Annotated in this window: 23 protein-coding genes; 5 read left to right on the top strand and 18 right to left on the bottom strand. The window is 63.5% G+C overall.

The genetic code is table 11. The features are described 5' to 3' along the window. Positions 1-15 precede the first annotated feature (15 nt). On the bottom strand, positions 16-231 hold the full coding sequence (locus XH89_RS20070; RefSeq protein WP_194462183.1) for a hypothetical protein: 216 nt from the start codon (positions 229-231) through the stop codon (positions 16-18). A gap of 56 nt (positions 232-287) precedes the next feature. Further along, a complete protein-coding gene (locus XH89_RS20065) occupies positions 288-425 on the bottom strand; it encodes a hypothetical protein (RefSeq protein WP_194462182.1) in 138 nt (45 codons plus the stop codon). A gap of 100 nt (positions 426-525) precedes the next feature. Between XH89_RS20065 and ftsH the strand changes: the two genes are divergently transcribed. Beyond that, the gene (gene ftsH / locus XH89_RS20060) at positions 526-2,373 is read left to right on the top strand and encodes an ATP-dependent zinc metalloprotease FtsH (protein ID WP_371825233.1); all 1,848 of its coding nucleotides are present in this window, start codon (positions 526-528) and stop codon (positions 2,371-2,373) included. A gap of 40 nt (positions 2,374-2,413) precedes the next feature. Here ftsH and XH89_RS20055 read toward each other — a convergent pair whose 3' ends face one another. Genes XH89_RS20055 through XH89_RS20025 form a run of 7 tightly spaced genes read right to left on the bottom strand, consistent with a single transcriptional unit; the run spans position 2,414 to position 11,292 of the window. Next, on the bottom strand, positions 2,414-3,409 hold the full coding sequence (locus tag XH89_RS20055) for an FAD:protein FMN transferase (protein WP_194462180.1): 996 nt from the start codon (positions 3,407-3,409) through the stop codon (positions 2,414-2,416). Continuing rightward, positions 3,406-3,975, bottom strand: coding sequence for a nitrous oxide reductase accessory protein NosL (locus XH89_RS20050; RefSeq protein WP_194462179.1), 570 nt, complete (start codon positions 3,973-3,975; stop codon positions 3,406-3,408). Before XH89_RS20050 ends, XH89_RS20055 begins: the two co-directional genes overlap by 4 nt. Beyond that, positions 3,972-4,799, bottom strand: a complete 828-nt coding sequence (locus XH89_RS20045) for an ABC transporter permease (protein ID WP_194462178.1) — start codon at positions 4,797-4,799, stop codon at positions 3,972-3,974. Before XH89_RS20045 ends, XH89_RS20050 begins: the two co-directional genes overlap by 4 nt. Further along, the gene (locus XH89_RS20040; protein ID WP_194462177.1) at positions 4,796-5,716 is read right to left on the bottom strand and encodes an ABC transporter ATP-binding protein; all 921 of its coding nucleotides are present in this window, start codon (positions 5,714-5,716) and stop codon (positions 4,796-4,798) included. Before XH89_RS20040 ends, XH89_RS20045 begins: the two co-directional genes overlap by 4 nt. Next, complete coding sequence (locus XH89_RS20035; protein ID WP_194462176.1) at positions 5,713-7,071, bottom strand: nitrous oxide reductase family maturation protein NosD; 1,359 nt, start codon at positions 7,069-7,071, stop codon at positions 5,713-5,715. The genes XH89_RS20040 and XH89_RS20035 overlap by 4 nt, the downstream gene beginning before the upstream one ends. A gap of 13 nt (positions 7,072-7,084) precedes the next feature. Next, a complete protein-coding gene (gene nosZ / locus XH89_RS20030) occupies positions 7,085-9,031 on the bottom strand; it encodes a TAT-dependent nitrous-oxide reductase (RefSeq protein ID WP_194462175.1) in 1,947 nt (648 codons plus the stop codon). 23 nt (positions 9,032-9,054) lie between these two features. Next, on the bottom strand, positions 9,055-11,292 hold the full coding sequence (locus tag XH89_RS20025) for a NosR/NirI family protein (protein ID WP_246767567.1): 2,238 nt from the start codon (positions 11,290-11,292) through the stop codon (positions 9,055-9,057). Between the two features lie 250 nt (positions 11,293-11,542). Here XH89_RS20025 and XH89_RS20020 point away from each other — a divergent pair, with 250 nt between their 5' ends. After that, a complete protein-coding gene (locus tag XH89_RS20020) occupies positions 11,543-12,418 on the top strand; it encodes a ferritin family protein (RefSeq protein ID WP_194462173.1) in 876 nt (291 codons plus the stop codon). 292 nt (positions 12,419-12,710) lie between these two features. Here XH89_RS20020 and XH89_RS20015 read toward each other — a convergent pair whose 3' ends face one another. Beyond that, a complete protein-coding gene (locus XH89_RS20015) occupies positions 12,711-12,878 on the bottom strand; it encodes a hypothetical protein (protein WP_194462172.1) in 168 nt (55 codons plus the stop codon). A 96-nt stretch (positions 12,879-12,974) separates the two neighbouring features. Between XH89_RS20015 and XH89_RS20010 the strand changes: the two genes are divergently transcribed. From XH89_RS20010 to XH89_RS20000, 3 genes are read left to right on the top strand one after another with little or no spacing between them, the layout of a single operon-like run. Further along, positions 12,975-13,994, top strand: a complete 1,020-nt coding sequence (locus tag XH89_RS20010) for a TRAP transporter substrate-binding protein (RefSeq protein ID WP_194462171.1) — start codon at positions 12,975-12,977, stop codon at positions 13,992-13,994. A gap of 15 nt (positions 13,995-14,009) precedes the next feature. Then, positions 14,010-15,899: a TRAP transporter large permease subunit gene (locus XH89_RS20005; protein ID WP_194462170.1), complete on the top strand. Its 1,890-nt coding sequence runs from the start codon at positions 14,010-14,012 to the stop codon at positions 15,897-15,899. A gap of 23 nt (positions 15,900-15,922) precedes the next feature. Next, complete coding sequence (locus XH89_RS20000; protein WP_194462169.1) at positions 15,923-17,572, top strand: acyl-CoA synthetase; 1,650 nt, start codon at positions 15,923-15,925, stop codon at positions 17,570-17,572. Between the two features lie 119 nt (positions 17,573-17,691). Here the strand turns inward: XH89_RS20000 and XH89_RS19995 are convergent, their stop codons facing one another. From XH89_RS19995 to tmk, 8 genes are all read right to left on the bottom strand, one after another. Then, positions 17,692-18,669, bottom strand: a complete 978-nt coding sequence (locus tag XH89_RS19995) for a TRAP transporter substrate-binding protein (protein WP_194462168.1) — start codon at positions 18,667-18,669, stop codon at positions 17,692-17,694. A 28-nt stretch (positions 18,670-18,697) separates the two neighbouring features. Beyond that, the gene (locus tag XH89_RS19990) at positions 18,698-20,011 is read right to left on the bottom strand and encodes a TRAP transporter large permease (protein WP_194462167.1); all 1,314 of its coding nucleotides are present in this window, start codon (positions 20,009-20,011) and stop codon (positions 18,698-18,700) included. 2 nt (positions 20,012-20,013) lie between these two features. After that, positions 20,014-20,601: a TRAP transporter small permease gene (locus tag XH89_RS19985; protein WP_194462166.1), complete on the bottom strand. Its 588-nt coding sequence runs from the start codon at positions 20,599-20,601 to the stop codon at positions 20,014-20,016. A 164-nt stretch (positions 20,602-20,765) separates the two neighbouring features. After that, the gene (locus XH89_RS19980) at positions 20,766-21,563 is read right to left on the bottom strand and encodes an MBL fold metallo-hydrolase (RefSeq protein ID WP_194462165.1); all 798 of its coding nucleotides are present in this window, start codon (positions 21,561-21,563) and stop codon (positions 20,766-20,768) included. A 13-nt stretch (positions 21,564-21,576) separates the two neighbouring features. Next, on the bottom strand, positions 21,577-22,353 hold the full coding sequence (locus XH89_RS19975; RefSeq protein WP_194462164.1) for a TatD family hydrolase: 777 nt from the start codon (positions 22,351-22,353) through the stop codon (positions 21,577-21,579). 12 nt (positions 22,354-22,365) lie between these two features. Continuing rightward, positions 22,366-24,321, bottom strand: a complete 1,956-nt coding sequence (gene metG, locus XH89_RS19970) for a methionine--tRNA ligase (RefSeq protein WP_194462163.1) — start codon at positions 24,319-24,321, stop codon at positions 22,366-22,368. A 110-nt stretch (positions 24,322-24,431) separates the two neighbouring features. Continuing rightward, positions 24,432-25,478, bottom strand: a complete 1,047-nt coding sequence (locus tag XH89_RS19965; RefSeq protein WP_194462162.1) for a DNA polymerase III subunit delta' — start codon at positions 25,476-25,478, stop codon at positions 24,432-24,434. Next, positions 25,475-26,161, bottom strand: a complete 687-nt coding sequence (tmk, locus tag XH89_RS19960) for a dTMP kinase (protein ID WP_194462161.1) — start codon at positions 26,159-26,161, stop codon at positions 25,475-25,477. Before tmk ends, XH89_RS19965 begins: the two co-directional genes overlap by 4 nt. Positions 26,162-26,163 lie beyond the last annotated feature (2 nt).

The following is a 26,163-nucleotide window of genomic DNA, read 5'->3' as shown; positions in this document are numbered from 1 at the left end:
CTCCGCCAATTCGATCTAGATCGGATGCTTTTCCAGTCGGGCCAGCTCGGTAAGAGCATGGCCAGGATGAGGCTTGGAGACAGTCTGGGTCGCCATGGCTCGCGCGTTGACATCAGGATGGGTCAGGCGGGCGGTCAACGTTATCGCCATGATCGCAATACTGGTGAGCAGAACGGAGACAACGACCTTCACGTGGGTTGCCTTATCTGCGGTATAAATCGAGTGATTCATTGCAGGCTCCATCGTCAACGAGCCGAATGCGTGCTGGCCGAATGCTTTTTAGCGGGTCAGTCGGGCGGCCGAAATTCGGGCTCATCACCTAAGGAACTGTCCGTAGGACCGCGCCAAGGCGCGAGGCTCGCGACCAGCGCCGCGTTGACGTGAGTGTCGACCTGGGTGTTGACCTTGGTGTTGACCTGGGTCAAGCGGAAGCCACCGCTGCACCGGTAACGTTTGCATCCTGGCCGACGTCAATGGGAGCAGCCGGTGGAGCCTGAACAAATATCGCGCAAGCAGACCATAGCGATGGCCCTGATCTTCGCGGGGGGCATGCTGCTCGTCTTGTTGCAGTTCATTTCGACGGCGTACAATTCGATCGAGACCATCCCCTACAGCCAGTTTGAGCAACTGCTCGCCCAGGACAAGCTCGCCGAAGTTTCCGTCGGTCAGGACACAATCCTGGGAAAGTTGAAGGAACCGCTCGCGAGCGGAAAATCAGCATTCGTCACCGCGCGGGTTGATCTGGCCCTGGCCGAGAAGCTCGCGGCAAAGGGCGTCAGCGTGACCGGCGTTCCGGCAAGCGGCGGGCTGCAAAGCCTGCTGTCCTGGATTTTCCCGGTCATCGTCTTCTTCCTGATCTGGTTCTGGCTCGGTCGCAGTGTCACCGGCGGCCAGGGCTTCGGGGGATTGATGGCGATCGGGAAGTCCCGCGCCAAGGTCTATGTCGAGAAGGACATCAAGGTCACCTTCGCCGACGTCGCCGGCGTCGACGAGGCGAAGTTCGAGCTGCAGGAAGTCGTTTCATTTCTGAAGGACCCCAAGAGCTACGGCCGTTTGGGCGCGCACGTGCCGAAAGGCATCTTGCTGGTTGGGCCGCCGGGCACCGGCAAGACCTTGCTGGCCCGCGCGGTCGCGGGCGAGGCCGCTGTCCCGTTCTTCTCGATCTCCGGTTCGGAATTCGTCGAGATGTTCGTCGGAGTTGGCGCTGCGCGCGTTCGGGACCTGTTTGAGCAGGCCCGCAAGGCTGCCCCGTGCATCATCTTCGTGGATGAGCTCGACGCGCTGGGACGCAGCCGCGGGCCGCTGTCGGTCGGCGGCTATGACGAGAAGGAGCAGACCCTCAACCAGCTGCTGTCGGAGCTCGATGGGTTCGATCCGAGCGCCGGCGTGATCCTGCTCGCAGCCACCAACCGCCCCGAGATCCTGGATCCGGCGCTGTTGCGCGCCGGCAGGTTCGATCGACAGGTCCTCGTGGACCGGCCGGACAAGACCGGACGCGTCGCCATTCTCAAGGTGCACGTCCGCAAGATCCACATGGGCGAGGATGTCGACCTCGACAAGGTCGCCGGCCTCACGACCGGTTTCACCGGCGCCGATCTTGCCAACCTCATCAACGAGGCCGCGATCGCCGCGACCAGGCGGAACGGCGAGCAGGTCTCGTTCGCCGATTTTGTTTCGGCGATCGAGCGGATCGTAGCCGGGATCGAAAAGAAGAGCAGGGTGCTCGGCGCGAACGAGCGGCGCAGGGTTGCGTACCACGAGATGGGACATGCCCTCGTCGCGGCAAGCCTGCCCGGCGTCGATCCGGTGCAGAAGGTGTCGATCATCCCACGCGGGATCGGGGCGCTGGGATACACCATCCAGCGTCCGACCGAGGACCGGTTCCTGCTCACGATCGAGGAGCTGAAGAACCGTATTGCCGTGCTGATGGGAGGACGCGCGTCCGAGCGCCTGATTTTCGACGGCGCCATTTCGACCGGCGCCGCCGATGATCTTCAACGGGCGACCGAAGTCGCCATCGAGATGGTGACCAAATACGGCATGGACGAGACCGTCGGGCAGCGCACCTATGCACCAAAACCGCAGGCCTTCATGGCTGCCACCCAGGATGCGATCGTGGCGGCTGCGGAAGCGACCGGCCGTGAGATTGATCTTGCCGTGCGGAACCTGGTCGAAGAGGGCGACCGTCGCGCCCGCGATATCCTGCAACGGCGGCGAGCCGAGCTTGATGCCGGGGTCGCGTTGTTGATCGCCAATGAGACGATAACTGCGGAGCAGTTTGCGCCGTTGCTCGGCAAGCCCCCCGAGGCCGCCGATCGAACGCCGACGCGCAGTTCAAGGGCAATATCGGCTTCGGCCATCTCGACCGGCTAGGATTCGCCGACGCTCTTCGCGTCAGACGATTTAGCAGCCGCTACGCGGCGATGTCGATCGATTGACCGGCGTCATTGATCAGATACACGCGATCGATGTCGACCCTTGGCAGCAACGATCGAATCTGCTCGTCCGGCATGAAGCTGAACGCCGTCGATAAGGCATCAGCCGCGGTCGCGCTGCGGGACACAGTGGTCACGCTGCGATAGCGGTGAGCGCATCCGCCGGTTTGCGGATCGAACAGGTGGTTGAATTGTGCCCTGGGGTCGAACCTGAAGCCATAATTGCCCGAGGTGGACACCGCACGGTCGACGATCGGCAGCACCGCTTTCGTCTGGCCCTCGATATCCGGATCGGCAATGCCGACCTCCCATGATCGTCCGTCCGGTCGCGCGCCAATCGCCCGAGCTTCCCCCATATCGACCAGGCTGTGGGTGACGCCGTGGGCGCGCAGCAGATCCACCACCTTGTCCGTGACATAGCCCTGCGCGATGCCATTCAGGGTGATGGCCATGCCGCGGGGTATCACGATGCGGTCGCGGCCGACCGTCATACGGTCGCTCCCGACGCGCGCCAGCGCGGCGTGGATCGCAGCCGCTGCCGGGCCGGCCGGGTCCGCATCATCCTGCGCGAAATGGCTGGCATAGAGGTCCCACAGCGGCTGCACGGTGACATCGAACAGTCCGCCTGTCAGGCGGGAGTAGTGCTGCGAGGCCGATAGCAGATCGACCATCTCGGCAGCTGGATCAACCAGAATCCCGGTGCGGTTCAATTCGACCAGCGCAGAGTCGTTCAGGTAAAGGCTGAACAGCCGCTCGAGCCGGCGCGCCTCTGCGCAAGCCAGCGCGATCAGCCGGTCCGCACGGCTGCGGTCCTCGCAGTGAACCTCCATCGTCGCGACCGCACCCAGCATCGTGCCTCGCCAGACAGTCGGCACGACCTCGGCATGAATGGAGCGCCCGCCGGACAGCAGGCTGAGGCCCGCCGCTGCGGCACTGATCCGGATGAAGCGTCGGCGCGTCGGCATTTGCATCATGGTTGCCCTTTCGATCGCTCGCCCGGCAGCCCATCAGTTGCGTCGGACGTGGCGTCAATGTTGGCGGTCGCCGACGTCAAGACGTAGTCGCGGGGCACATCGTCGAACCCGACGATCCTGCCGCCATTTTCGGCAGCGAATTTCTCGGCTGCGCCGCGATCGGAGAACGGAACGGCCTCATCCCCTCCCATGCCGCTTCTGACCCGGCTTTCGATCACGAACAGCGCCTTGCGCGCCTCGACCCAGTTGTCGGGGCCGGGCTTGTCCCAACTCGGCGCTTTGGCCATGTCCGAGACGTAGATCGCCTGAATGTCCTTCGGCTCATCCGGCAGTTGGGTAAAGGCGAGCGTATCGCGCACCGACGAGAACCAGACGGGTTCTATGAGGCTCGCGACGAAGATGTGCCCTTTTGGTCCCGGATGCTCGAGCACGTTCATGCCGCAATAATGACCGATGTCCTCCGCGGTCATCCGCTGCGGCGGCGGAATTTTTGCCGCCTGTTTCTCGTTGCAGCCCGTAAGCGCGAGCGGCAGCAGCAATGCGCAAGCCATGACCCACTGTCTCATAGCTCCCTCCGCGAGAAAGCGAGCGCGGCAAATGCCAGCGGGACCGCGGTCCAGCAGAGCAGGGCGGCCAGAAGAACCGGCGCCGTCAGCGACGTGCTTTGCGTCAGGCCGGCCATGCCGGCAAATGTGCTGACATTGGCGAATCCGGTCAGATTGATCAGCCGGTAGGCGTCGGTCGGGTTCGACAGCAGCAGAGCGTTAAGTGCGGTTGCGGAGATGTTGCGTCCCTGGTCGAGCGCAAGCACGCCCAACAGGGCCATATCGTAGATCAAGACCAGCAGCAGCCACAATCCGATGCAGATGCCAGCCGCCGTTCCCCGGTCACGGACAAGCGCACTGACCAGATATCCGATCGCCACGAAAGCTGCTCCCAGCAGCACTGAGGAGCCGATCATGGCTACGAAGGCCAGCAGGCTATCGGTATCGATGCGGCTGCCGGCCGCCGCCAATGCGCCGACGGCAAGCCCATAGCCGAGGCTGGTGGCGAAGGCGAGGACGGCGAGATGGCCCAGGAATTTGCCGAGCAACACCTGCCATCGCGCGACCGGATAGCTCAGCAGCAACAGCATCGTTCCGCGCTCCATCTCGCCGACGATGGCGTCATGGGAGATCAGAAGCGCAATCAGCGGAATGAGAAAGATCGTCAGGCTCGACAGGCTGACGATGACCACGTCGAGCGTGCGAACGCCGACATTCCCGGTTGGCGCGCTGCCGAGAAAGCTCAGCGATAGCGCAAGCCCGGCAAGCAACAGCGTCGCGGCAAGCACCCAGCGATTGCGGATGGCCTGGTGGATCTCCTTGGCTGCAACGATCAGGACATTCATGGTGCCTGCTCCGATTGCCTGAGGAAATGAGCGTAAAGCTCATCCAGGGAGGGCGGGATCACGTCGACATCCTCGACGGAATTGCCCGAGGCCGTCGCGCGATGCAGGAGCTCGATTTTCCGCTCCGGCGCGGCGTCGATCTCGACGATGTGGCCGTTCAGGCGGCGGCAGGTTGCATCCTGCGGGGCCCAGCCCGGCAGCTCGCTCTGAGCAAGGCCCGAAACCTTGAGACGGATCCTGGTGGGCAACTGGGCGAGGCGGCGCAGCTCTGCGATCGATCCGTCCGCGACCTTGAGGCCGCGATTCATGATGATCACCCGGCCGGCGCGCTCCTCGAGCTCGGTGAGCGCGTGGGACGACAGCAGCACTGTCGCACCTTCGGCGGCAAGTCGCTGAATGACCTCGTAGAAGGTCTGACGCAGCTCCGGATCAAGCCCGGTGGTCGGCTCGTCCAGCAGCAGCACCCGCGGACGTCCGATCAACGCCTGCGCAAGTCCGAGGCGCTGGCGCATGCCCTTCGAATAGGTGCCGACCCGGCGGCGGCTGGCTGCTCCTAGTCCGACGGCGTCGAGCAGATCGAGTGCCGCCGCCACCGGCTCGCGCTTCAGCCTGGCATAGAAGGCCTGCGTCTCGCGGGCGGTCAGCGCTGCATCGAAGGAGACGTTCTCGGGCAAGTAACCGAGTTGGCGGCGGCCCGCGAATTCGCCAGCCGCGGGATTGTCGCCAAGCACCTCGATCGAGCCGCTGGTCGGCCGGATCAGCCCCAGCATGAGTTTCATGAGCGTGGTCTTGCCGGCGCCGTTGTGGCCGATCAGGGCCACCAGCTCGCCTTGGTGGAGCTCGAACGAGGCGCCGCGGACGGCTTTCACGCTGCCGTAGTCTTTCGTCACGTCGGAGATGCGTACCGTCTTCATCATCGTGCCTCCTTGGCCGTGCGGCGCGGGGGCGGGGAGATCAGAGGGTGGCTGTCGACGACGCCTCCCGGCAGCAGGGCCGGGAATTGCGCCTGCGCCCAGCGGATCACCTGGACGGCAGGGCTGTTGATGAGGACCTTTGCAGCGGGCGCGGTCCACAGCACGCGATCGATGAGATCGTTCGGCCGGTACGCCGTATCGGCGATTCCGTCCCCGTTGAGGTCAAAGGCCGGATTGTCGCTCCAGTAGTTGCCGCGCCCGCCGGTCGACCAGTCCAGGTTCCGCGTGCCGACATATTTCACCTGGTTGGCATTGTTAACGAAGGCATTGCCCGTGATCTCGTTGCCTTCGGAGCCGGCGGTGAAGTGCACGCCGATGGCGCAGTTCTCGAACCAGTTGTTGCGGAACTTGTTGTGGTTGGCATTGTAGATGAACACGCATTTTTCCGGGCCGCTCCGAAGCGGGCGTGCCCGCACCGGCTCCGGAAGCATCCCCCGCTCGTCGTCAGGCCCACTGTCCGTCCCGTCAATCATCGAGCTCAGCGGGCCGCCCGTGACGCGGTTGCCGTTGATCTCCGCGTAATTCGCGTAGTTGAACAGGAAGCCGTGGTCGCGATCGTGATCGGAGACATTGCCGCGGATCACCAGCCGGTTCGAATACATGATGGCATAGCCGACATGATTGCCGGTCGACACGTTGCCGCTGACTTCGCTGTCGTTGGTGTACATGTAGTGGATTGCGAAGCGGACCTGGTCGAAGCGATTATTGATGAAGCGGTCCTTGCTGCTGGAGATCGAGAAGATGCCGTCCCGGCCATAGCGGAATGTGTTGTCCGCGATGGTGACGTTGGGCGCATTCCAGAGCGAGATGCCGTTGCCGGCTTCGCTGAGACGCCCGCCGCGCAGGCCTTCGATATCATTGCGGCTGACCCTGGAGCCCCGGGCGCCGTGCACATAGACGCCGAACAGGTTTTCCACGAAATGATTGTCTTCGATCGTCGCGCGTTCGGCGGTCTTTTCCAGGAAGATTCCGGAATTCATCGCCTGTAGATCGCGTCCGGACCGCCGGATGGTCACGCCACGAACCGTGACGTCCGGCGCGCTGACCGTGACGACGTTGGCCGCGCCGTCACCGTCGAGCACCGCTGCTTGTTGGCCGATCAGTTGCAGGGGGCGATCGATCCGAAACGAACCGTGATATTCGCCCGGCGAGAGCTCGACGACGTCGCCGGCGCGCGCGCCATCCAGCAGCGCCTGCAACGGCTGACCCGGCGCAGCCGTCAGAATCTCCGCATTGGCGAAACCGGATACCCCGGCGGCAACCAGCGCCGCCGGGAACATGCGCAACAAGACGTTCACGAGCTGGCTCCCGTCAGACCGACTTCGGCTCGACGAACATGCGGCCCTTCATCTCCATGTGCATGGCGTGGCAGAACCAGGAGCAGTAATACCAGTAAACTCCCGGCTTGCTGGCCGTGAACGTGACGGATGCGGTCGCCATCGGCGCGATTTCCATCTGGATGCCGTAGTTCACGATGCAGAAACCGTGCGTCAGATCCTCGACCGCATCGATGTTGGTGATGAAGACGGTCACCTCGTCACCCTGTTTGACATCGAACTTCTCGAGGCCGAACGCCGGTGCGGTCGAGGTCATGTAGACGCGCACCTTGTTGCCGTCGCGAATGATCTTCGAATCCGCCTCCAGATTGACGCCATCCGCCTTGGCCTGCTTGACCGCATCGGCAAACATCGGATCCGCGCGGTCCCATATCGAGATCGGGTTGATCTTGGAACGGTGGACGATGGTGGCGTCATGCGGCTCGGCGAAGCTCGGGCCGTCGTGCACCAGCTTCATCTGGTCGCCTGAGATGTCGATCAGCTGATCGTTCTCCGGTTTGAGCGGCCCGACGTTCAGGAAGCGGTCCTTCGAGAACTTGTTCAGCGAGATCAGCCATTTGCCGTCAGCCTCCTTGGTCTGCCCCATGGAGCTGTGGTTGTGGCCCGGCTGATAGTGCACATCGAGCTTCTGGAGGATGGGATTGACCTTTTCTCCTTTGAAGGCTCGCCTGGCCAGATCGATGTTCCATTTGACGACCTGGCTGTCGAGGAACAGGGTCGTATAGGCGTTGCCCTTGCCGTCATAAGCCGTATGCAACGGTCCGAGGCCGAGTTCGGGCTCGGCGACCACGACGTCGCGCGGCTTGATCTTGTCGTCGAACAACTGGTCGAACAGCCGTACGTCCATCACGGTCACGGTCGGCGAAAGCTTTCCGGCTGCCACGATGTGAATACCGTCCGGCGCCGTGTTCATGCCGTGCGGATTGTTCGAGACCGGAACGTAGCGCGTGTAGGCCGATCCCTTGCGGCCGTCGATCACGGGCACGCCGTTCATCTCCTTGAAGTCGCCTTTCTTGACGGCTTCCTCAATGCGCTTGATGTTGAAGATGACGACCCAATCCTGCTCGTTGGCCGTCATTTCGGCCAGCGTGACGCCTTCCTCGCCGTTGTAGCAGGTCGAGAAGGCGTACTTGCCCTGGTAGTCGGCGTCGACGTTATCGAGATTTCCGCTGACGATCACCTGCCAGGCGACTTTCATCGTGTCACCATCGATCGCACTGAAGATCGACCGATATTGTTTGGGATCGTCGAGGATCTTGCCGTCGTTGGGCAGGGGCACACCATCCTCGCCGTTGGCGAACACATATCCGGTGCGCGGATATTTCTGCACTCTCAAGCCATGGACCGTATGCTGGTTGGGCAGCTCGATGATCTTGTCGCACTTCATGACGTCGAGCCGCACCCGCGCGACGCGCGTGTTGGCCTTGTCGTTCATGAAAGCATAGCGGCCGTCATAAGTGCCGTCCGTGAAGGAGATGTGCGGATGGTGGAGGTCGCCGTTCATGAACGTGCCGCCGCGAGTCTTGAGGAATTCGCGCGTGGCGGGCTGCAGTCCCTCGGTCAGAACCTTGAGGCTTTCATTGGTCAGGCCCCAGCCGGTCGCGCTGCAGCGATTGAACACTGGCACACGCATCAGTTCGCGCATCGAGGGGAGGCCGACGATCCGCATCTCGCCGGACTGGCCGCTCGAGAAGAACACGTAGTACTCGTCGAGTTCGCCAGGCGCCACTTCGGTTTTCTGCACGGCCGATCGCGCCGGGGGCGCCTTCGGGGCCGCGTTTGTTTGGGCATCGGCGCTCGAAACGAACCCGCCACCGCCCTTCACTGAGGCGCCGCCCGCCAGGCCGATGCCCGCAGCAGCCGCTGTCGTTCCCAGCACCGTTCGTCGACTGACGCCCTTTGCTTTGTCGTTCTCACTCATGATTGCCTCCTCGGCTTTCGGTTTCAGGTTTCGGGTGGAGAGGTGACGGGTGGAGAGGTGACGGGTGATCGGCTGACAGGCTTGCCGCCAGCGGTGATGACGGTCGCGGGACCTTTGCCGCCCGAGCGCATCGAGGGCGACGCCAACGCCTGACGCTTCTCGCGCTTCAGCCGCACCTGGATCATGTGCGGGCAGCGATGGTCGTCGTAATAGAGTTCCTGGCAATGCATGCAGTAGATGCATTCGTTGACGTTGATATGTCCCTCGGGATGGATCGACTGCACCGGACACTCCTTGGCGCAGCGCTGGCATGGCGAGCCGCATTCCTGCCAGCGGCGAAGCCATTCGAACGTCCTCATGCGTCCGGGAATCGCGAGCGCCGCGCCGAGCGGACAAAGGTAGCGGCAGAAGAATCGCTCGATGAAGAGGCCGATCACGAGCAGCGCCACTGCGTAGAGGACGAACGGCCACTGTCGTGCGAATTTCAGGATGATGGCCGTCTTGAACGGTTCGACTTCCGCGAACCGTTCGGCCATGTCGACAGAGTAGAGCGACAGGCCGAACAGCCCCAGGAAGATGATATATTTGATCGGCCAGAGCCGCTCGTGCAGTCCCCATGGCACGGTGATTTGCGGCACCTTCAACCATTTGGCGACCTGGTTGGTCAGCTCCTGCAGCGCGCCGAAGGGACATAGCCAGCCGCAGAACGGACCGCGGCCCCAGAACAGGAGGCCCCCGGCCGTCGCAGCCCAGAGAATGAAGATCAGCGGAGCGGCAAGGAAAAATTCCCAGTGAAAGCCGGTCACCAGCGCGTTGGTGAAGGTGACGACGTTGACCACGGAGAGCTGGGCGTTTGCGTACCAGCCGAGCCAGACCAGAACGAAGACGAGAAAGCCTCGCCGAACCCAGTTGTAGAAGACCGGTCGGCGCACAAGCAGATTCTGGAAAAAGAAGATGCCGGTGAGGGCGGCCAGCATGAACGCTGTTATGGCGACCGAGACGGTGTTCGCACCCCAGATCCGCATCCAGAGCGGCTCATCCGTCTCTGGCGCCGGGGCGGCTGCGGCCGTGGCCTGCGCTGCAGGGGGAGCAGCACTCTCCGGCACGGTCACCGCACGCTGCTCGCGACGCACGTATTTGTCGGGCAGGGTGTAGTTGACGTCGAATGTCAGGAAGGCCTTGTCGTGTCCGCCCAGGCTTCGCTGCACGAGCAACTTCAGTTGCCAGGCCTGCGTCGGATCAAGCGTGAACTCGGGAGGCGTGACGAACAGTGCGATTTCCTTGAACTCGGGAGCGCCCGCAGCCTCCAGCGCGCCTAGCCGCGTATGATTGCGGTCGCGAAACCGGGTGCTGTTGCCGTCCTGCAAGATCTCGATGCGATCGAAGATGCCGCCGCGAACATAGGCCGACCCTTTGAAGGAATAGGTGCCATTGCCGGCGACAATGATGGCCTGCTGGCCCGGCTTCAGCCGGTCCTTCAGCCGTTGATAGCCATCCTCGCCCAGCAGGCTGCGACCGATCGTGGGCGCGGTCACCAGCGCGGCGTAAAGGTCAATGAAGCTGTCGCTCGCATCGCCCGGCTCAGGGTACTGGCTCGCTGCAGCGTTCCCGGACTTGGCAAAGGCCTCGTTGACGTCGCCAATCCCGAGATGAAGCCGGCGCACCGAGCCGTCGCCGACGAGACTCTCCCAGTCGCGCACGTCGCTTTGTGCAAGATCGAGAGTCTTGATGACCGGGGGTAGGGCCGCCGACGCCGCGGCGCCGTCTCCGCCGCCGATACGACCGCTTCGGATGAGCTTGGATGCCGCACGGACAATGCTGTCGCTCATCACCAGCACCGTGACGGTCGCGCCGCTGACAATGTCGACTTGCGGCGGGCTCTCGGCCCCGCTTGCGACCGGCTTCATGTCCTTGCCGATCAGCGAGTTCATGGCCGCGACGATGCGTGCCTCAGGAATGCCGACCAGCACGATCGGCTCCTTGTGGTCGACAAGCTTTACGCCGGTGAGAACGCCCTTCGGATCGATTCCCGCCAATATGTGAATCGGCTTGCCCGAGTAGCCGACGGCGTTCGCGAAGTCGGAGTTGAGGAAGACAAATCCCTGGAGCTGGTCGCCGCGGTAGACCGGAACAATGGGCGGATCGCCTTGCGGCGAGCCAAAACGATCCGCACCAGGGAAAAAGTCAGCGGGTGCGAGCTTCGGCAGGTATGTTTGCAAGTCGCCGGCGGCGAATGCAGGCGAGATGTACGCCAAACACATCAACAGCAAGCCTGCGAGCGCGTGCGCTGCACGTCTTGCGAAGCCGGTATCGTGATGCGGCTGCTGCGACATTTCGAGTCAAACGCGATCTGCGCGGCCGAGCGGGCCGCGCGTGCTGAAGGATTCTTCGTTGATGATTTGTCGCCGCTGACGTGTAAAACTCATCGTCCACGACCGCATCTGTCAACTCCGCAAAACTCCTTAGGTGCATGTGGAGCCGAATTAGTCGTCTGCATCTGGAGCCCTCGTCATGCCATTCCTACGCACGTCATTGCTGAGTGCTGAGCCCGGTGGTGTACCGGCGTCTCTCGACGAGCTGTTTGCGCTAGCGCATGGAATGGAGCAGGAGGCGGCAAATCGATACGACGATTTGGCCGAAGAGATGCGCAAGCAAGGCAAGCATGATCTCGCCGACGTGTTCGCGAACTTGGGTTCCGCCGAGCGCGAGCACGTCGACAGCGTCGCGCAATGGTCACAATCACGCCGCGGCAAGGTTCCCGATCCCGCTCTCGTGCGCTGGCAGACGCCCGAAGCGATTGATCCGGAAGCTGCCGCGGAGGTGAAGACATCCCGCTTGATGACGCCGTATCGCGCGCTCGCGATGGCCGTCCGCAACGAGGAACGAGCCTTCGCGTTCTGGTCCTATCTCGCGGCCTATTCCAGTGATCCCGAGATCAAGAAGGCGTCCGAAGCCATGGCGAGGGAGGAACTCGGCCATGTTGCCGTACTGCGGAAGGAGAGGCGCCGCGCTTACCATCGCGAGCACGCGCGGGAACCCGCCGCGGGATCTGGGACCGCAACACCGCAGATCAATGCGCGGACGCTCGAGCTTCGCCTGGCCAACCGGCTGGCTGATCTCGCGCGACATATGAGCGGGCCAAGCGCGGTCCGTACGCGGGAGCTCCACGACGAGACGGCAAGGATGGCCGACGCCGCCGCTGGTGTCGGCCGCTTTCCGGCCTCGCTCGAAAATAAGGATTCGCTGGAGATCGCCGAGGCCCTGGTCGACAGCTATCTCGACGGGGCCGAACGCTCGGATGACGCTGCCCGGACCGAAGTCCTGCAACAGATGGCGGAGAGGGCGATCTCCAGGTTGGCCTGGCTCCGTTCTCTTTCGGCGGACTAGCGCCCGCGGTTAGCGGTCAAGGCCTGCTCCCGCCGGTGTCGGACACCTGCTTGGCATGTTGCCAGCCGGTTGGCACGTCGGCGTAGTTCGCTTTGGATGCCGCGACTCGATCGACTTCCGAAACGGACTGCACTGGCTCGAGCCGGCGCGGGTCTGTTTGTGAAGGGGCAAGGGGCCAACAGAATCTCGATTTGGGGAAAGCAATCACGCGCAGCCCTGATTGGCCAAGCCATATCTGTAATTCGCATAAGGTATATTATGGAATATATTTATATATAATCCAATCAGATATTTAGCCGAAATTGCTATCATGGCGCTTTTGCTCCTGCGCGATTTCCGGCTGCGGGTTTGTCCAGCCTGTCAGCGCTTGACGGCTACTGTGCATGGGGTTGTTTTTCAGATTTTGCATCGGGCCGATGTCTTCGAAAGCCGATATTGCCGCGACCTTGTCCGGCTGCAATAAGCGAGCTTCGCGAGATCGCAGATGACCTTCAGGCCCGACGTCCGTATGGTTTGCGTCTCACAACAAGAACAATCCTTTTGAGGAAGCAGACCCATGAGTTTTTCCCGCCGCGCGCTTCTCAAGGCCTCCGCCGCGACCGCCGTTTTTGGCGGCGTCAGCGCGCCCTATGTGGCCCGTGCCCAGGCTGCCGAGTTCACCTACAAATACGCCAACAACCTGCCAGACAGCCATCCGCTGAACGTCCGCGCCAAGGAGATGGCTGCGGCCATCAAGAGCGAGACTGGCGGCAAGTTCGACCTCCAGATCTTCCCGAACAACCAGCTTGGCTCGGACACTGACATGCTGAGCCAGATCCGTTCCGGCGGCGTCGAGTTCTTCACGCTGTCCGGCCTGATCCTGTCGACCCTGGTGCCGGCAGCGTCCATCAACGGCATCGGCTTCGCATTCCCGGACTACGACACGGTCTGGAAGGCCATGGACGGCGACCTCGGCGCCTATGTCCGTGGCGAGATCAAGAAGGCCGGCCTCGAGGTCATGGACAAGATCTGGGACAACGGCTTCCGCCAGACCACGTCGTCGACCAAGCCGATCACCAGCCCGGACGATTTCAAGGGCTTCAAGATCCGCGTGCCGGTCTCGCCCCTGTGGACCTCGATGTTCAAGGCGTTCGATGCCGCGCCCGCCTCGATCAATTTCGCCGAGGTCTATTCCGCGCTTCAGACCAAGATCGTCGAGGGCCAGGAGAACCCGCTGGCGATCATCTCGACGGCAAAGCTCTATGAAGTGCAGAAATACTGCTCGCTGACCAACCACATGTGGGACGGCTTCTGGTTCCTGGCCAACCGGAGAGCCTGGGAAAAGCTCCCACAGGATGTGCGCACCATCGTCGCCAAGAACATCAACACCGCCGCCATCAAGGAGCGTGAGGACACCGCCAAGCTGAATGCCAGCCTTCAGCAGGAGCTCGCGGGCAAAGGCCTGACCTTCAACCAGCCCGCAGTCGCGCCGTTCCGCGACAAGCTGCGGTCCGCCGGCTTCTATGCCGAGTGGAAGGGCAAGTATGGCGAGCAGGCCTGGGAGCTGCTGGAAAAGGCCGTCGGCAAGCTGTCGTAACGCGTTGGAGCCGTTATGGCTCATATCGAGGTTCAGGTGACCGAAGTCGTGGGCGAGGTGGCTGTTCAGCCCCCTCGCCGATCCTCCGTGCTGGCTTCGCTCGAGCGCATCCTCGGCCTCGCTGTCGAAATCCCGGCGGCCATTCTGGTGGTTGTCGAGATCGCGATCCTGTTTGCCGGCGTCGTCGCGCGCTACGGCTTGCACCGGCCGCTGATCTGGTCCGACGAACTCGCTTCGATCCTGTTCTTGTGGCTAGCGATGCTGGGCGCGGCGGTCGCATTTCGCCGCTCCGAGCACATGCGCATGACCGCGGTTGTCGCGAGCGCGCGGCCGGCCATGCGCGCCTATCTCGACCTCATCGCGACCTGCGCGGCATTGGCGTTCCTCGTGCTGATCATCTGGCCGTCCTGGGACTATGCCTACGAGGAAAGCTTCATCACCACGCCGGCGCTGCAGATTTCCAACATGTGGCGTGCCGTCGCTCTGCCGGTTGGGATTTGCCTGATGGCGGCGTTCGCGCTGCTCCGGCTGCTTCGCACCGCCGATTATCGCATGGTGCTGACGGCCGTGATCTCCGTCATCGTCGTTATCGGTCTGTTCTGGCTGGCGCAGCCTTACCTACAGCCTCTCGGCAATCTCAATCTCGTTATCTTCTTCGTCGGCGTCGCCGGCTTCTGCGTTTTCGCCGGCGTTCCCATTGCGTTCGGTTTTGGCCTCGCGATCTTCGGCTATTTGGCGCTGACCACGCGCACACCCGTCATGGTGCTGGTCGGACGGATGGACGAGGGCATGAGCCACCTGATCCTGCTGTCGGTACCGCTCTTCGTGTTCCTCGGGCTGCTGATCGAAATGACCGGCATGGCCCGGGCCATGGTGGCGTTCCTGGGAAGCCTGCTCGGCCACGTCCGCGGCGGCCTGCATTACGTGCTGGTGGGCGCGATGTATCTGGTCTCCGGCATATCCGGCGCCAAGGCGGCCGACATGGCCGCGGTCGCGCCCGTTCTGTTTCCCGAGATGAAGCAGCGCGGCGCCAAGCCCGGCGATCTCGTCGCGCTCCTGGCGGCGACCGGGGCCCAGACCGAGACCATCCCGCCGAGTCTCGTGCTGATCACGATCGGCTCGGTCACCGGCGTGTCGATCGCGGCGCTGTTCACCGGCGGACTGCTACCGGGTGTCGTGCTCGCGATCACGCTCTGCATGCTGGTCCGGTGGCGTTACCGCCATGAGGACATGAGCCATGTCCGCCGCGCCACGGCCTCCGAGATCGGCAAAACCTTCATCATCGCCCTGCCCGCGCTCGCGCTGCCCTTCGTGATCCGCTACGCCGTGGTCGAGGGCATCGCGACCGCCACTGAGGTCTCGACCATTGGCATCGTCTATGGCGCCTTGGTTGGCTTGCTGGTCTATCGCCGCTTCGACTGGCGGCGGCTGTTTCCGATGCTGGTCGAGACGGCGGCGCTGTCCGGCGCGATCCTGCTGATCATCGGCACGGCCACGGGCATGGCCTGGGGCCTGACCCAGTCCGGCTTCTCGCGCTCGCTGGCGGCCGCCATGACCGGATTGCCGGGGGGGGCTGCGACCTTCATCGCCGTGTCCATCCTGGCCTTTACCGTCCTCGGCAGCGTGCTGGAGGGCATCCCCGCGATTGTGCTGTTCGGGCCGCTTCTGTTTCCAATCGCCCGCGCCGTCGGCGTGCATGAGGTGCACTACGCCATGGTGATCATTCTGGCGATGGGTATCGGGCTATTCGCGCCGCCCTTCGGCGTCGGCTATTATGCGGCCTGTGCCATTGGACGCGTCGATCCGGCCGAAGGCGTCAGGCCGATCTGGGGCTATCTGCTGGCACTGCTGGTGGGATTGATCGTCGTCGCGGTCTTCCCCTGGATCTCGATTGGATTCCTGTAACGTGGGCGTCAAGGAGGGTGTCGATGAGCGATCGGCAGAACCAGTACAACATCGGCCTCGGCAAGACACCCGCCAATTACGTGCCGCTGTCGCCGTTGAGCTTCCTCGCCCGCAGCGCCGCGGTTTATCCGGATCACGTCAGCACGGTCTATGAGGGGCGCAGCTTCACGTGGGCTCAAACCCATGAGCGCTGCAAGCGCTTTGCATCCTATCTCGCCGGCAAGGGCATCGGCGTCGGCGACACCGTCGCGGCGATGCTGCCGAACATCCCGGCGATGAACGAGGCGCACTTTGCCGTCCCCATGACCGGCGCCGTCCTGAACGCACTCAACATCCGGCTCGATGCCCCCTCGATCGCGTTCCAGCTCGATCATGGCGGCGCCAAGATCATCCTGGTCGATCCCGAATTCTCCGGCGTCATCACCGACGCGCTGGCGCAGATGACCGGACCGAAGCCCTTCGTGATCGACGTCGATGATGCCGCCTTCAAGGGCGGCAAGCGCATCGGCGAGATCGAGTACGAAGCGGCCGTCGCGCAAGGCGATCCGGATTTCGCGGCGGTCACGCCGGGCGATGAATGGGATGCGATCGCGTTGAGCTACACATCGGGCACCACAGGCAATCCCAAGGGCGTCGTCACCCATCATCGCGGTGCTTATCTCAACGCCGTCAGCAACATCCTCGCCGGCAATCTCGGCCAGCATCCGGTCTATCTCTGGACGCTGCCGATGTTCCACTGCAACGGCTGGTGCTTCCCCTGGACCATCGCGGCGGCTGCCGGCATCAATGTTTGCCTGCGCAAGGTCGAACCGACCAAGATCTTCGAGCTGATCAGGCAACACGGCGTCACCCATATGTGCGGCGCGCCGATCGTCTACAACGTGCTGATCAACGCTCCCGATGCGCCGAAAGGCAATGCGGCCCGCCGCGTCGTCGGCCTCATCGCCGGCGCCGCGCCGCCCGTCGCCGTGCTGGAAGGCGCCGAAAGCATCGGCATCAAGCTCACGCACGTCTATGGCCTGACCGAGGTCTATGGCCCCGCCTCCGTCTGCGCCGAGCAGCCCGGCTGGGACGAGTTGCCCGCCGCCGAACGCGCGAAAATGAAACGCCGGCAGGGCGTGCCCTACCCGCTCGAGGAAAGCGTCACCGTCATCGATCCGCAGACCATGAAGCAGGTGCCGCGCGACGGCGAGACCATCGGCGAGGTCATGTTCCGCGGCAACATCGTAATGAAAGGCTATCTCAAGAACGAGACGGCGACCAAGGAAGCCTTCGCGGGCGGCTGGTTTCACACCGGCGATCTCGGCGTGCTCGATGAGCACGGCTACGTCACCATCAAGGACCGCTCCAAGGACATCATCATCTCCGGCGGCGAGAACGTTTCCTCGGTCGAGGTCGAGGACATCCTCTACAAGCACCCGGCGGTGCTGTTCGCCGCCGTGGTCGCCAAGCCAGATCCGAAATGGGGCGAAGTGCCCTGCGCGTTTATCGAGCTGAAGGACGGCGCCAGCGCGAGCGAGGCCGACATCATCGCCTTCTGCCGCACGCATATGAGCGGCTTCAAGACGCCGAAGGCCGTCGTGTTCGGACCGATCCCGAAGACATCGACGGGAAAGATCCAGAAATTCCTGCTGCGCAACGAGGTCGGCTCGGCCAAGGCGATTTCAGCGTAACCTCGTGCCTGCTTCAGAGTCAGGCCTATACCGGCAAGGCCGTCCTGCGCTCCGCTTGGTGACCAGGCGTTTTGACGGGTGAAGGCGCGCGAGGCACCCTCACCCGCCCGACGAATACGTCACATCTTCTTATAGGCGTCGACCACCGCCTGTCCGTCGGCGCCGGCCTTCTTGAGCCAGTCAGTCGTGAGCTGCTCGCCGACCTTCTGGAAGCCCGCCTTCAGGGCCGGACTGGGCGCCTCCACCGTCATGCCCTTCGCCTTGAGCTGATCGACGTACCAATTGGCCTTCTCTTCCCAGGCCTTCCAACCTCGCGTCTCCGCGGTGGCGGCGGCCTTGAGGATCGCCTCCTGCGTCGGCTTGTCCAGCGCCTCGAATGCCGCCTTGTTGACGAAGGTGTAGTCCTTGGGAATCCAGGCCTGCACGTCGTAAAAATATTTCAGCGACTCCCAGGCCTTGGCATCGTAGCCAGTGCCGCCCGATGACATGAACGAATTCACCACGCCCGTGGCGAGTGCCTGCGGAAGTTCGGCGGCCTGGATCGTGACCGACTGCGCGCCGACCAGTTCGCCGATCCGCGCGGTACCGACGTTGTAGGCGCGCCATTTCAGCCCCTTCATATCCTCGATCGTGGCCAGCGGCTTGTTGGCGTAGACACCCTGCGGCGCCCACGGCACGGCGAACAGGAGTTTCAGACCCTGCGCATCGAGCTTCTTTGTGATCAGCGGTTTTGAGGCCTGATAGAGCTTCATCGCCTCCGGAAAGCTCGTCGCAAGGAACGGAACGACGTCAATGCCGAAGACCGGATCCTCGTTCTCGTGGATCGACAGCAGCACTTCGCCCATCTGCGCCTGTCCGGTCATGACGGCGCGCTTGATGTCGGGTGCCTTGAACAGCGAGGCACCCGGATGGACCGTGATCTGAAGCTTGCCGGACGTGGCAGCTTCGACGTCCTTGGCGAACGCGACCAGATTCTCCGAGTGCGGATTGTCGGCGGGATAGGCCGCCGGCAGATTCCATTTGGTCTGGGCCATGACGGGTGTCGCAGCCAGCATGACGACGGCGATCAGGCCTGCGCGAATGAGACGAGACTTCATCGGACTTCTCCTCACGGTCGAATTGAGCTCAGTCGGGAAACGCGAGCTTGGGCAGCAGCATCACGATCTGCGGATATTCCGTAATGATGAACACGGCTGCAAGCAGCAGGACGAAGAACGGGAACGCGGCCCGCGCGACGGTGAACGTATCGCGTCCGCTCATGTTCTGGAGCACGAACAGGTTGAAGCCGACCGGTGGTGTGATCTGCGCCATCTCGACGTGGATGATGAGATAGACGCCGAACCAGACGAGGTCGAGACCGGCCTGCTTGACCATCGGCAGCACGATGACGGCCGTCAGCACGATCATCGAGATGCCGTCGATCAGGCATCCGAGGATGATGTACATGATGCTGAGATACAGCGCGAGCATGCCGGGCGTGAGCTGCTGCCCCTGAACCCAGGTGGCGAGCGCGGCGGGGATGCCGGTGTAGGCCATCGCGGCCGTGGTGTAGGCGGCGCCTGCCAGGATCAGCATGATCATGCAGGTCAGGCGCGTCGCGCTCATGATGCTCTCGAGGAAGTTCTTGCGCGTCAGCGTGCCGCTCCACCACGCCAGCAGCAGCGCGCCCGCAACACCCCAAGCCGCGCATTCCGTCGCCGTCGCAAAGCCGAGCACCAGCGAGAGGAAGACCGCCAGGATCAGCAGCAGGCACGGCACCAGCTTGGCGGATTCGCGCATCTTCTGCCGGAACGACATCGGCGGATCACGCGGCGGAATCTTCGAAGGATTCAGCAAGGACCAGATGATGATGTAGCCGGAATAGAGTGCCATCACCAGCGCGCCCGGCAGGAAACCGCCGAGAAACACCTGAAGCACGGAGACGTTGGCCGTGACCGCGTAGACCACCATCGGAATCGAGGGCGGGATCAGCAGACCGAGCGTCCCGGAGCCCGCGAGCGAGCCGAGGCTCAAGCCCTTGTCGTAACCGCGTTTGTCGAGCTCTGGCAATGCGATCTTGCCAATGGTTGCGCAGGTCGCAGCCGACGAGCCCGATACCGCCGCAAAGATGCCGCAGCCGATCACGTTGACATGCGTCAGCCGTCCCGGCAGCCACTGCACCCATGGCGACAGGCCGCGGAACATTTCCTCCGACAGCTTGGTGCGGAAGAGGATCTCGCCCATCCAGATGAACAGCGGCAGTGCGGCCAGCGTCCAGGACGCGCTTGCGCTCCAGGTGGTGGTCGCAAGCACCGAGCCAAGCGGCAGGCTCGTGGTCAGCGCCATCGCCACGAAGCCGACCAGCCCGAGCGACACCGCAATCCAGACGCCGCTGCCCAAGAGCAGGATCATGACGCCGAGCAGAATGAAGGACAATTCGATCATGCCGAGGTTGGCCATGGTCAACCTCCGCCGCCTTGCGAGATGCGTTCGACGAATTCCTCCGGCGTTTCGTCCGGAGAGCCCCTCTCGTAGGTCGGCTGGTTGCCGCTGACCACATTGACCATCTCGTCGATCAACGCGATCGACAGGATCACGAGGCCGCCGGCAAAGCCGAGCTGGGGAATCCAGAGCGGCAGCGCGACCACGCCCTGTGCCACGTCGTTGAAGCGCCAGGAGTCATAGGTCATCTGCAGCGCATGCCGGGTGAAATACAGAACAAATGCCGTTGCGATCCCGAGCGCCATGATCTCCGCAACCTGCTTGGTCCGCCCGTGCAGGCGCTCCAGCAGAAGTCCGACGCGGATCATTTCGCCGCGCTTGAAGGTATGGGCGAGGCCGAGAAACGCCATCGCGGCCATGCACCAGGACGCAAAATCATCTCCGGCCGGGATGTTGAGCGCGAACTGCCGCCCTATCGACATCACCATCATGATTGCGAAGATCGCGACCAGGAAGACACCGGCGGCGATGCCCGAGGCCAGATAAAGCAGATCGAGCGCGCGTCGGATCGGTCCAACAGCCTTCACGTCGTCGCTGTGTCCTGCCACGCGGCCCCCATCCTCATTTGCGGCGCAATCAATTCCGGCGATATCGGGATTGATTATCGCTCTCCCACAACGCCTGTCTTTGAGACGTTAGACCAACACGATAGCGCTCGCGAAAGCAAGGAGCATGCCGTCCGGCGGCAAATTCCCACCCACCAGGCAGGCTCTCAGTGCGTCTCCAGCCGCAGTCCGTCATAGGCAGGCACCACGCCCGCGGGCAGCGACTGCCGGATGACTTCGTAATCGACGTCGGCGGTCATGTTGGTGATAACGGCGCGCCTCGGCTTGAAGCGCTCGATCCAGGACAGCGCGTCGTTGATGCTGAAATGGCTGGGATGGCCGGTGTAGCGCAGGCCGTCGATGATCCAGAGATCGAGATTTTCCAGAGCGCCCCAGCTCTCGCGCGGGATGTCGTTGACGTCGGGCGTGTAGGCGGCGTTGCCGATGCGATAGCCGAGCGCGGGGATGTTGCCGTGCTGGACCAGGAAGGCGGTCATCGTCACCGCGCCACCCTTCCCCAGGATGGTTTGGCTCTCGCCCGCCTCGATCGAATGCCGCGTCAGGATCGGCGGATAGTCGCTGCCCTCCGGCGAGATGAAGCAATAGGAGAACCGCGCCATGATATCCTTGGCGGTCGACTGATTGAAATAGGTCGGAATGCGCTTGCGCATATGCAGCACGACCGAGCGCAGATCATCCATGCCGTGGGTCTGGTCGGCATGCTCGTGGGTCAGGAACACCGCGTCGATGTGATCGACATCGGTCGAGATCAACTGCTCGCGCAGATCAGGCGAGGTATCGATCACGATGCGCGTGGTGCCGTGGTGGGACGTCTGTTCGACCAGCAGCGAGCAGCGGCGGCGGCGGTTCTTGGGGTTGTTGGGGTCGCAGGCGCCCCAGCCGAGCGCCGGGCGCGGCACGCCGGCGGAAGAGCCGCAACCCAGGATCGTCAGCGTCAGCGTCATGCGGCTCAGAACCTCAAGCTTTTACCTTGGAGAACAGGCGAAAGAAGTTTTCGCTGGTCTGGCGCGAGACCTCCTCGAGCGACACGCCGCGCGTCTCGGCAAGCACCTTGGCGACCTCGACCACATAGGCCGGCTCGTTGCGCTTGCCTCGGAATTTGCCCGGTGCAAGGTAGGGCGAATCCGTTTCAACCAGAATACGGTCCGACGGCAACTCGGCCGCCAGCGCACGCAAGCCATCCGACTTCTTGAAGGTCAGGATGCCCGTGAAACCGATGTACAGCCCGAGCGATACCGCCTTCAGCGCCAGTTCGCGCCCGCCGGTGTAACAATGCAGCACGGCGCGAAATGATCCGCGTCCCGCCTCCTCTTCCAGGATGCGGGCGCAATCATCATCCGCGTTGCGGGTGTGGATCACCAGCGGCAGGCCGGTGGCACGGGCCGCGGCAATATGGGCGCGAAAGCCCCTCGCTTGCGCCTCCGGCGAGCCGTCGTCGTAGAAATAGTCGAGCCCGGCTTCGCCGAGCGCAACCACCTTCGGGTGCTGCGTGAGCGCGATCAGCTCATCCGGCGAAATGCCGTCTTCCTCATCCGCGTTGTGCGGATGGGTGCCGACCGAGCAGTAGACGTCATCGTAGCGCCCGGCGATGGCGAGAAGCTGATCGAGCTTTCGCACCCGCGTCGAGATCGTGACCATGCGGCCGATCCCGGCTGCCCGCGCGCGCGATACGATCCCGTCGAGATCCTCCGCAAAATCGGGAAAATCCAGATGGCAGTGACTGTCGACCAGCATTGCTACTACGCCTCAGGCTGCCGGCTCGATGTAGCGCGGAAACGCCGGCGTCGGTGCAGGCAGCGTCGAACCCGCCGCGATGCGCTTGGCGCCGCCGAGCATCGCAAAACTGCGTTCTCCTTCGGGAATGCCGAGGCTGTCGAGCAGCAGGCTCGATGCGGTCGGCATCGCCGGCTGGGCCAGGATCGCGATCTGGCGCACGACTTCGGCGGTCACGTAGAGCACGGTTTTCTGCCTGGCAGGATCGGTCTTGGCCAGCGCCCACGGTGCCTCGCCCGCGAAATAGCGGTTGGCTTCCGCAACCACGGCCCACACGGCATTGAGCCATTGATGGATCTGCTGCGTCGCCATCGCTTCGCGCGAGGCGGCAATCATGCCGTCGGCCATCGCCAGGATCGCCTTGTCGTTGTCGCTGAAGTCGCCGGGCTCCGGCAGCACGCCGCCGAGCTGCTTGGCGATCATCGACAGCGAGCGCTGCGCGAGGTTGCCGAGATCGTTGGCAAGATCGGCGTTGATGCGCGCGACGATGGCTTCATGGTTGTAGTTGCCGTCCTGCCCGAACGGCACCTCGCGCAGGAAGAAATAGCGCATCTGGTCGACGCCATACTGGTCGGCGAGATTGAAAGGATCGACGACGTTGCCGACCGACTTCGACATCTTCTCGCCCCTGTTGAACAGGAAGCCGTGGGCATAGACCCGCTTCTGCACGGGAATGCCGGCCGACATCAGGAACGCCGGCCAGTACACCGCGTGGAAGCGGATGATGTCCTTGCCGATGATGTGCACGTCGGCGGGCCAGTAGCGCCAGTTCTTGTCGCTCTCGTCGGGGAAGCCGACGCCGGTGATGTAGTTGGTCAGCGCATCGACCCAGACATACATCACGTGCTCTTCGTCGCTGGGCACCTTGACGCCCCAGTCGAACGTCGTGCGCGAGATCGAGAGATCGCGCAGGCCGCCTTTGACGAAGCTCACGACCTCGTTCTTGCGCGAGTCCGGCCCGATGAAATCAGGACGATCCGCATAGAGCTTGAGCAGCTTGTCCTGATAGGCCGAGAGGCGGAAGAAATAGCTCTTCTCCTCGACCCATTCGACCGGCGTGCCCTGCGGTCCGAGCCGCACGCCGTCGTCGTTCAGGCGCGTCTCGTCCTCGGCGTAATAGGCCTCATCACGGACGGAGTACCAGCCGGAATAGGTGTCGGCATAGATGTCACCGTTCGCTTCCATGCGCCGCCAGATTTCCCGGCTGGAACGATGGTGCTGCTCTTCGGTGGTGCGAATGAAGCGGTCGAACGACACGTTGAGCCGCTCGTCCATCTCCTTGAAGCGGCTGGCGTTGCGGGTCGCCAGCGCGGCCGGCGTCAGGCCTTCGTTCTGCGCGGTCTGGACCATCTTGAGGCCGTGCTCGTCGGTCCCGGTCAGGAAGAACACGTCCTTGCCGTCGAGCCGCGCAAAGCGCGCCAGCACGTCGGTCGCAATCGCCTCATAGGCGTGGCCGATATGCGGGCTGCCATTGGGATAGGCGATCGCCGTCGTGATGTAGAACATGTTGTCGCGCGCGGGCGCCGCCGTCTGCGGAACAGCCGCCGGTTTCGATCCAGGCGGCGGCTTGGGCTTCGATACTTTGGGTTTTGAGACCTTGGGCTCCACGGCCTTCGGCGGCGGGGCGGCCGGAGCCGGCGCGGCGATCACGGCGGGCGCGGTCGCCCTTGCCTTCTTGACAGCCGTCTTCGCCGGGCCCTTGACGGGCTTCTTGGCGCCCGTCTTCTTCGAAGACTTCTTGGCGACGACCTGCTTCTTCGCGGCTTTCTTTGCCGATTTCTTCACAGCCTTCTTGGCGGTGGCCTTCTTGGTCTTCCTGACCTTTGGGGCCGCTCGGGACTTGCGCGCCTTCACGGCCTTCTTGGTGGCCTTCTTCGCAGCCTTCTTGCCGCTCTTGCCTTTGACGGTTTTCTTAGCTCGCGTTGCCACGACGAATTCCTTTACCGGCTCTTCCGAAATCTGGAAACGAGTTTGCGTTAGGTTGTTGTCTTGCGCATGATCATTTCGGAAAACCGCTGCGCACTTTTCCGGATCATGCTCTAGCGCGTTGCGTCCGCCAGCCAGCCGAACACCGAGAAAACCAAGGGCTTTCGCTCCAGATTGTAGGTTTCGGTGTCGCGCGCGGCGCGGACGATCTTTTCCCATACCTCGCCGAGGCGCGCAAGGCGCGGCAGGTTCTGGTTGGCGTTGGCCTCGTCCGCATGCAGGCGTTCGGCGATCCAGCGATCGATGCCATCGATGAAGGCGGCAAGGGCCACGCGGTCGTTGGTGGGAAGCGAATCGCCGAGCGTGTGCAATTCGCGCGGATCGACCTCCGGCAGCCGTGCCAGCAGCGCCGCCGTACGCTGCTGAAGCTTCAGCGCATCGCCCCCGAGCAGCGCCAACGCGCGCGCGACGCTGCCTTCGGAGGCCTCCGCAGCTTCGCGCAGCGCCAGATCGGTCGGAGCAAGGTCGGCGGCCGCGGCGGCGGCGGCAATCACCTCGTCGGTCGTCAGCGACCGCAGGCGCAGCTTGCGGCAACGCGACTGGATCGTGGCAAGCACCCGGGCTGGCGCGTGGCTCACCAACAGAAACAGCGATCGTTGCGGTGGCTCCTCCAAAATCTTCAACAGCGCGTTCGCGGCATTGGGATTGAGCTCATCGACGGTGTCGACGACGCAGACGCGCCAGCCTTCGGCCGCCGCAGTCGAGCCGAAGAACGCGATGGTCTCGCGCGTCTCGTCGACGGTGATGACGGTGCGCATCACGCCACGGTCGTTGGCGGTGCGCTCCAGCGTGAGCAGACCACCGTGCGAGCTCGCCGCAACCTGCCGCGCCACGGCATTGCCGGGGTCGATCGCGAGGTCTTCGGCGCCCTGCACGGCGGGCGCCAGCGGCTGGCCGTGGGCGAGCACGAAACGCGCCATGCGATAGGCCAGCGTCGCCTTGCCGATCCCCTGTGGCCCGCCGATCAGCCAGGCATGCGGGATGCGCCCGCTGCGATAGGCGGTCAGCAGCGCCGTCTCGGCCTCGCGATGACCGAACAGCAAGCTCGTCTCGCGTGGATGCGGAATAGCGGATTCGCGCTCGGCCTGACGCGGGCTCATACCGAGACCACCGAGGCAGGCGTGCGCAGGAGGCGCTCGCGCAGCGCCGTCCAGACCCGGCCCGCGACCGTATCAGGATCGGAATTGGCGTCGATCAGAACGCAACGCTTCGGCTCGTCCTCGGCGATCTTCCGATAGGCCTCGCGTAGCCCCTGATGAAAGCTGAGCTGCTCGCTTTCGAACCGGTCGGGCGTGCCGCTGCCGCGACGCGCGGCGGCGCGCTGCAGACCGATCTCGACCGGCAGGTCGAGAATGATGGTGAGATCCGGCTTGAGATCGCCGATCGTGACCCGCTGCATGGCATTGATCAGCCCCACGGGCACTTGGCCGAGGCTGCCCTGATAGGCGCGCGTCGAATCGGCGAAACGGTCGCACAGCACCCAGATGCCTTGATTGAGCGCAGGGGCGATCCTGGTGCGGACATGGTCGTCGCGAGCGGCGGCAAACAGCAGCGTCTCGGCCTCTGGCCCCAGCAGCTTGCCCATTCCTGACAACACCAGATGACGCATGATCTCGGCGCCCGGCGAGCCCCCCGGCTCGCGCGTGACGATCGTGCGGAGTCTGGCCGCGTTGAGACGGTCGGCGAGCTTCTTGATCTGGGTCGACTTGCCCGTCCCTTCGCCGCCTTCAAAGGTGATGAAGCGTCCGCGTCCGGACGACCGCTGTCCCTTGCTCTCAGTCATGG

It is taken from the genome of Bradyrhizobium sp. CCBAU 53340 (genome assembly GCF_015291645.1).
GTDB lineage: Bacteria > Pseudomonadota > Alphaproteobacteria > Rhizobiales > Xanthobacteraceae > Bradyrhizobium.
This window is presented reverse-complemented; position numbering and strand designations above follow the sequence as displayed.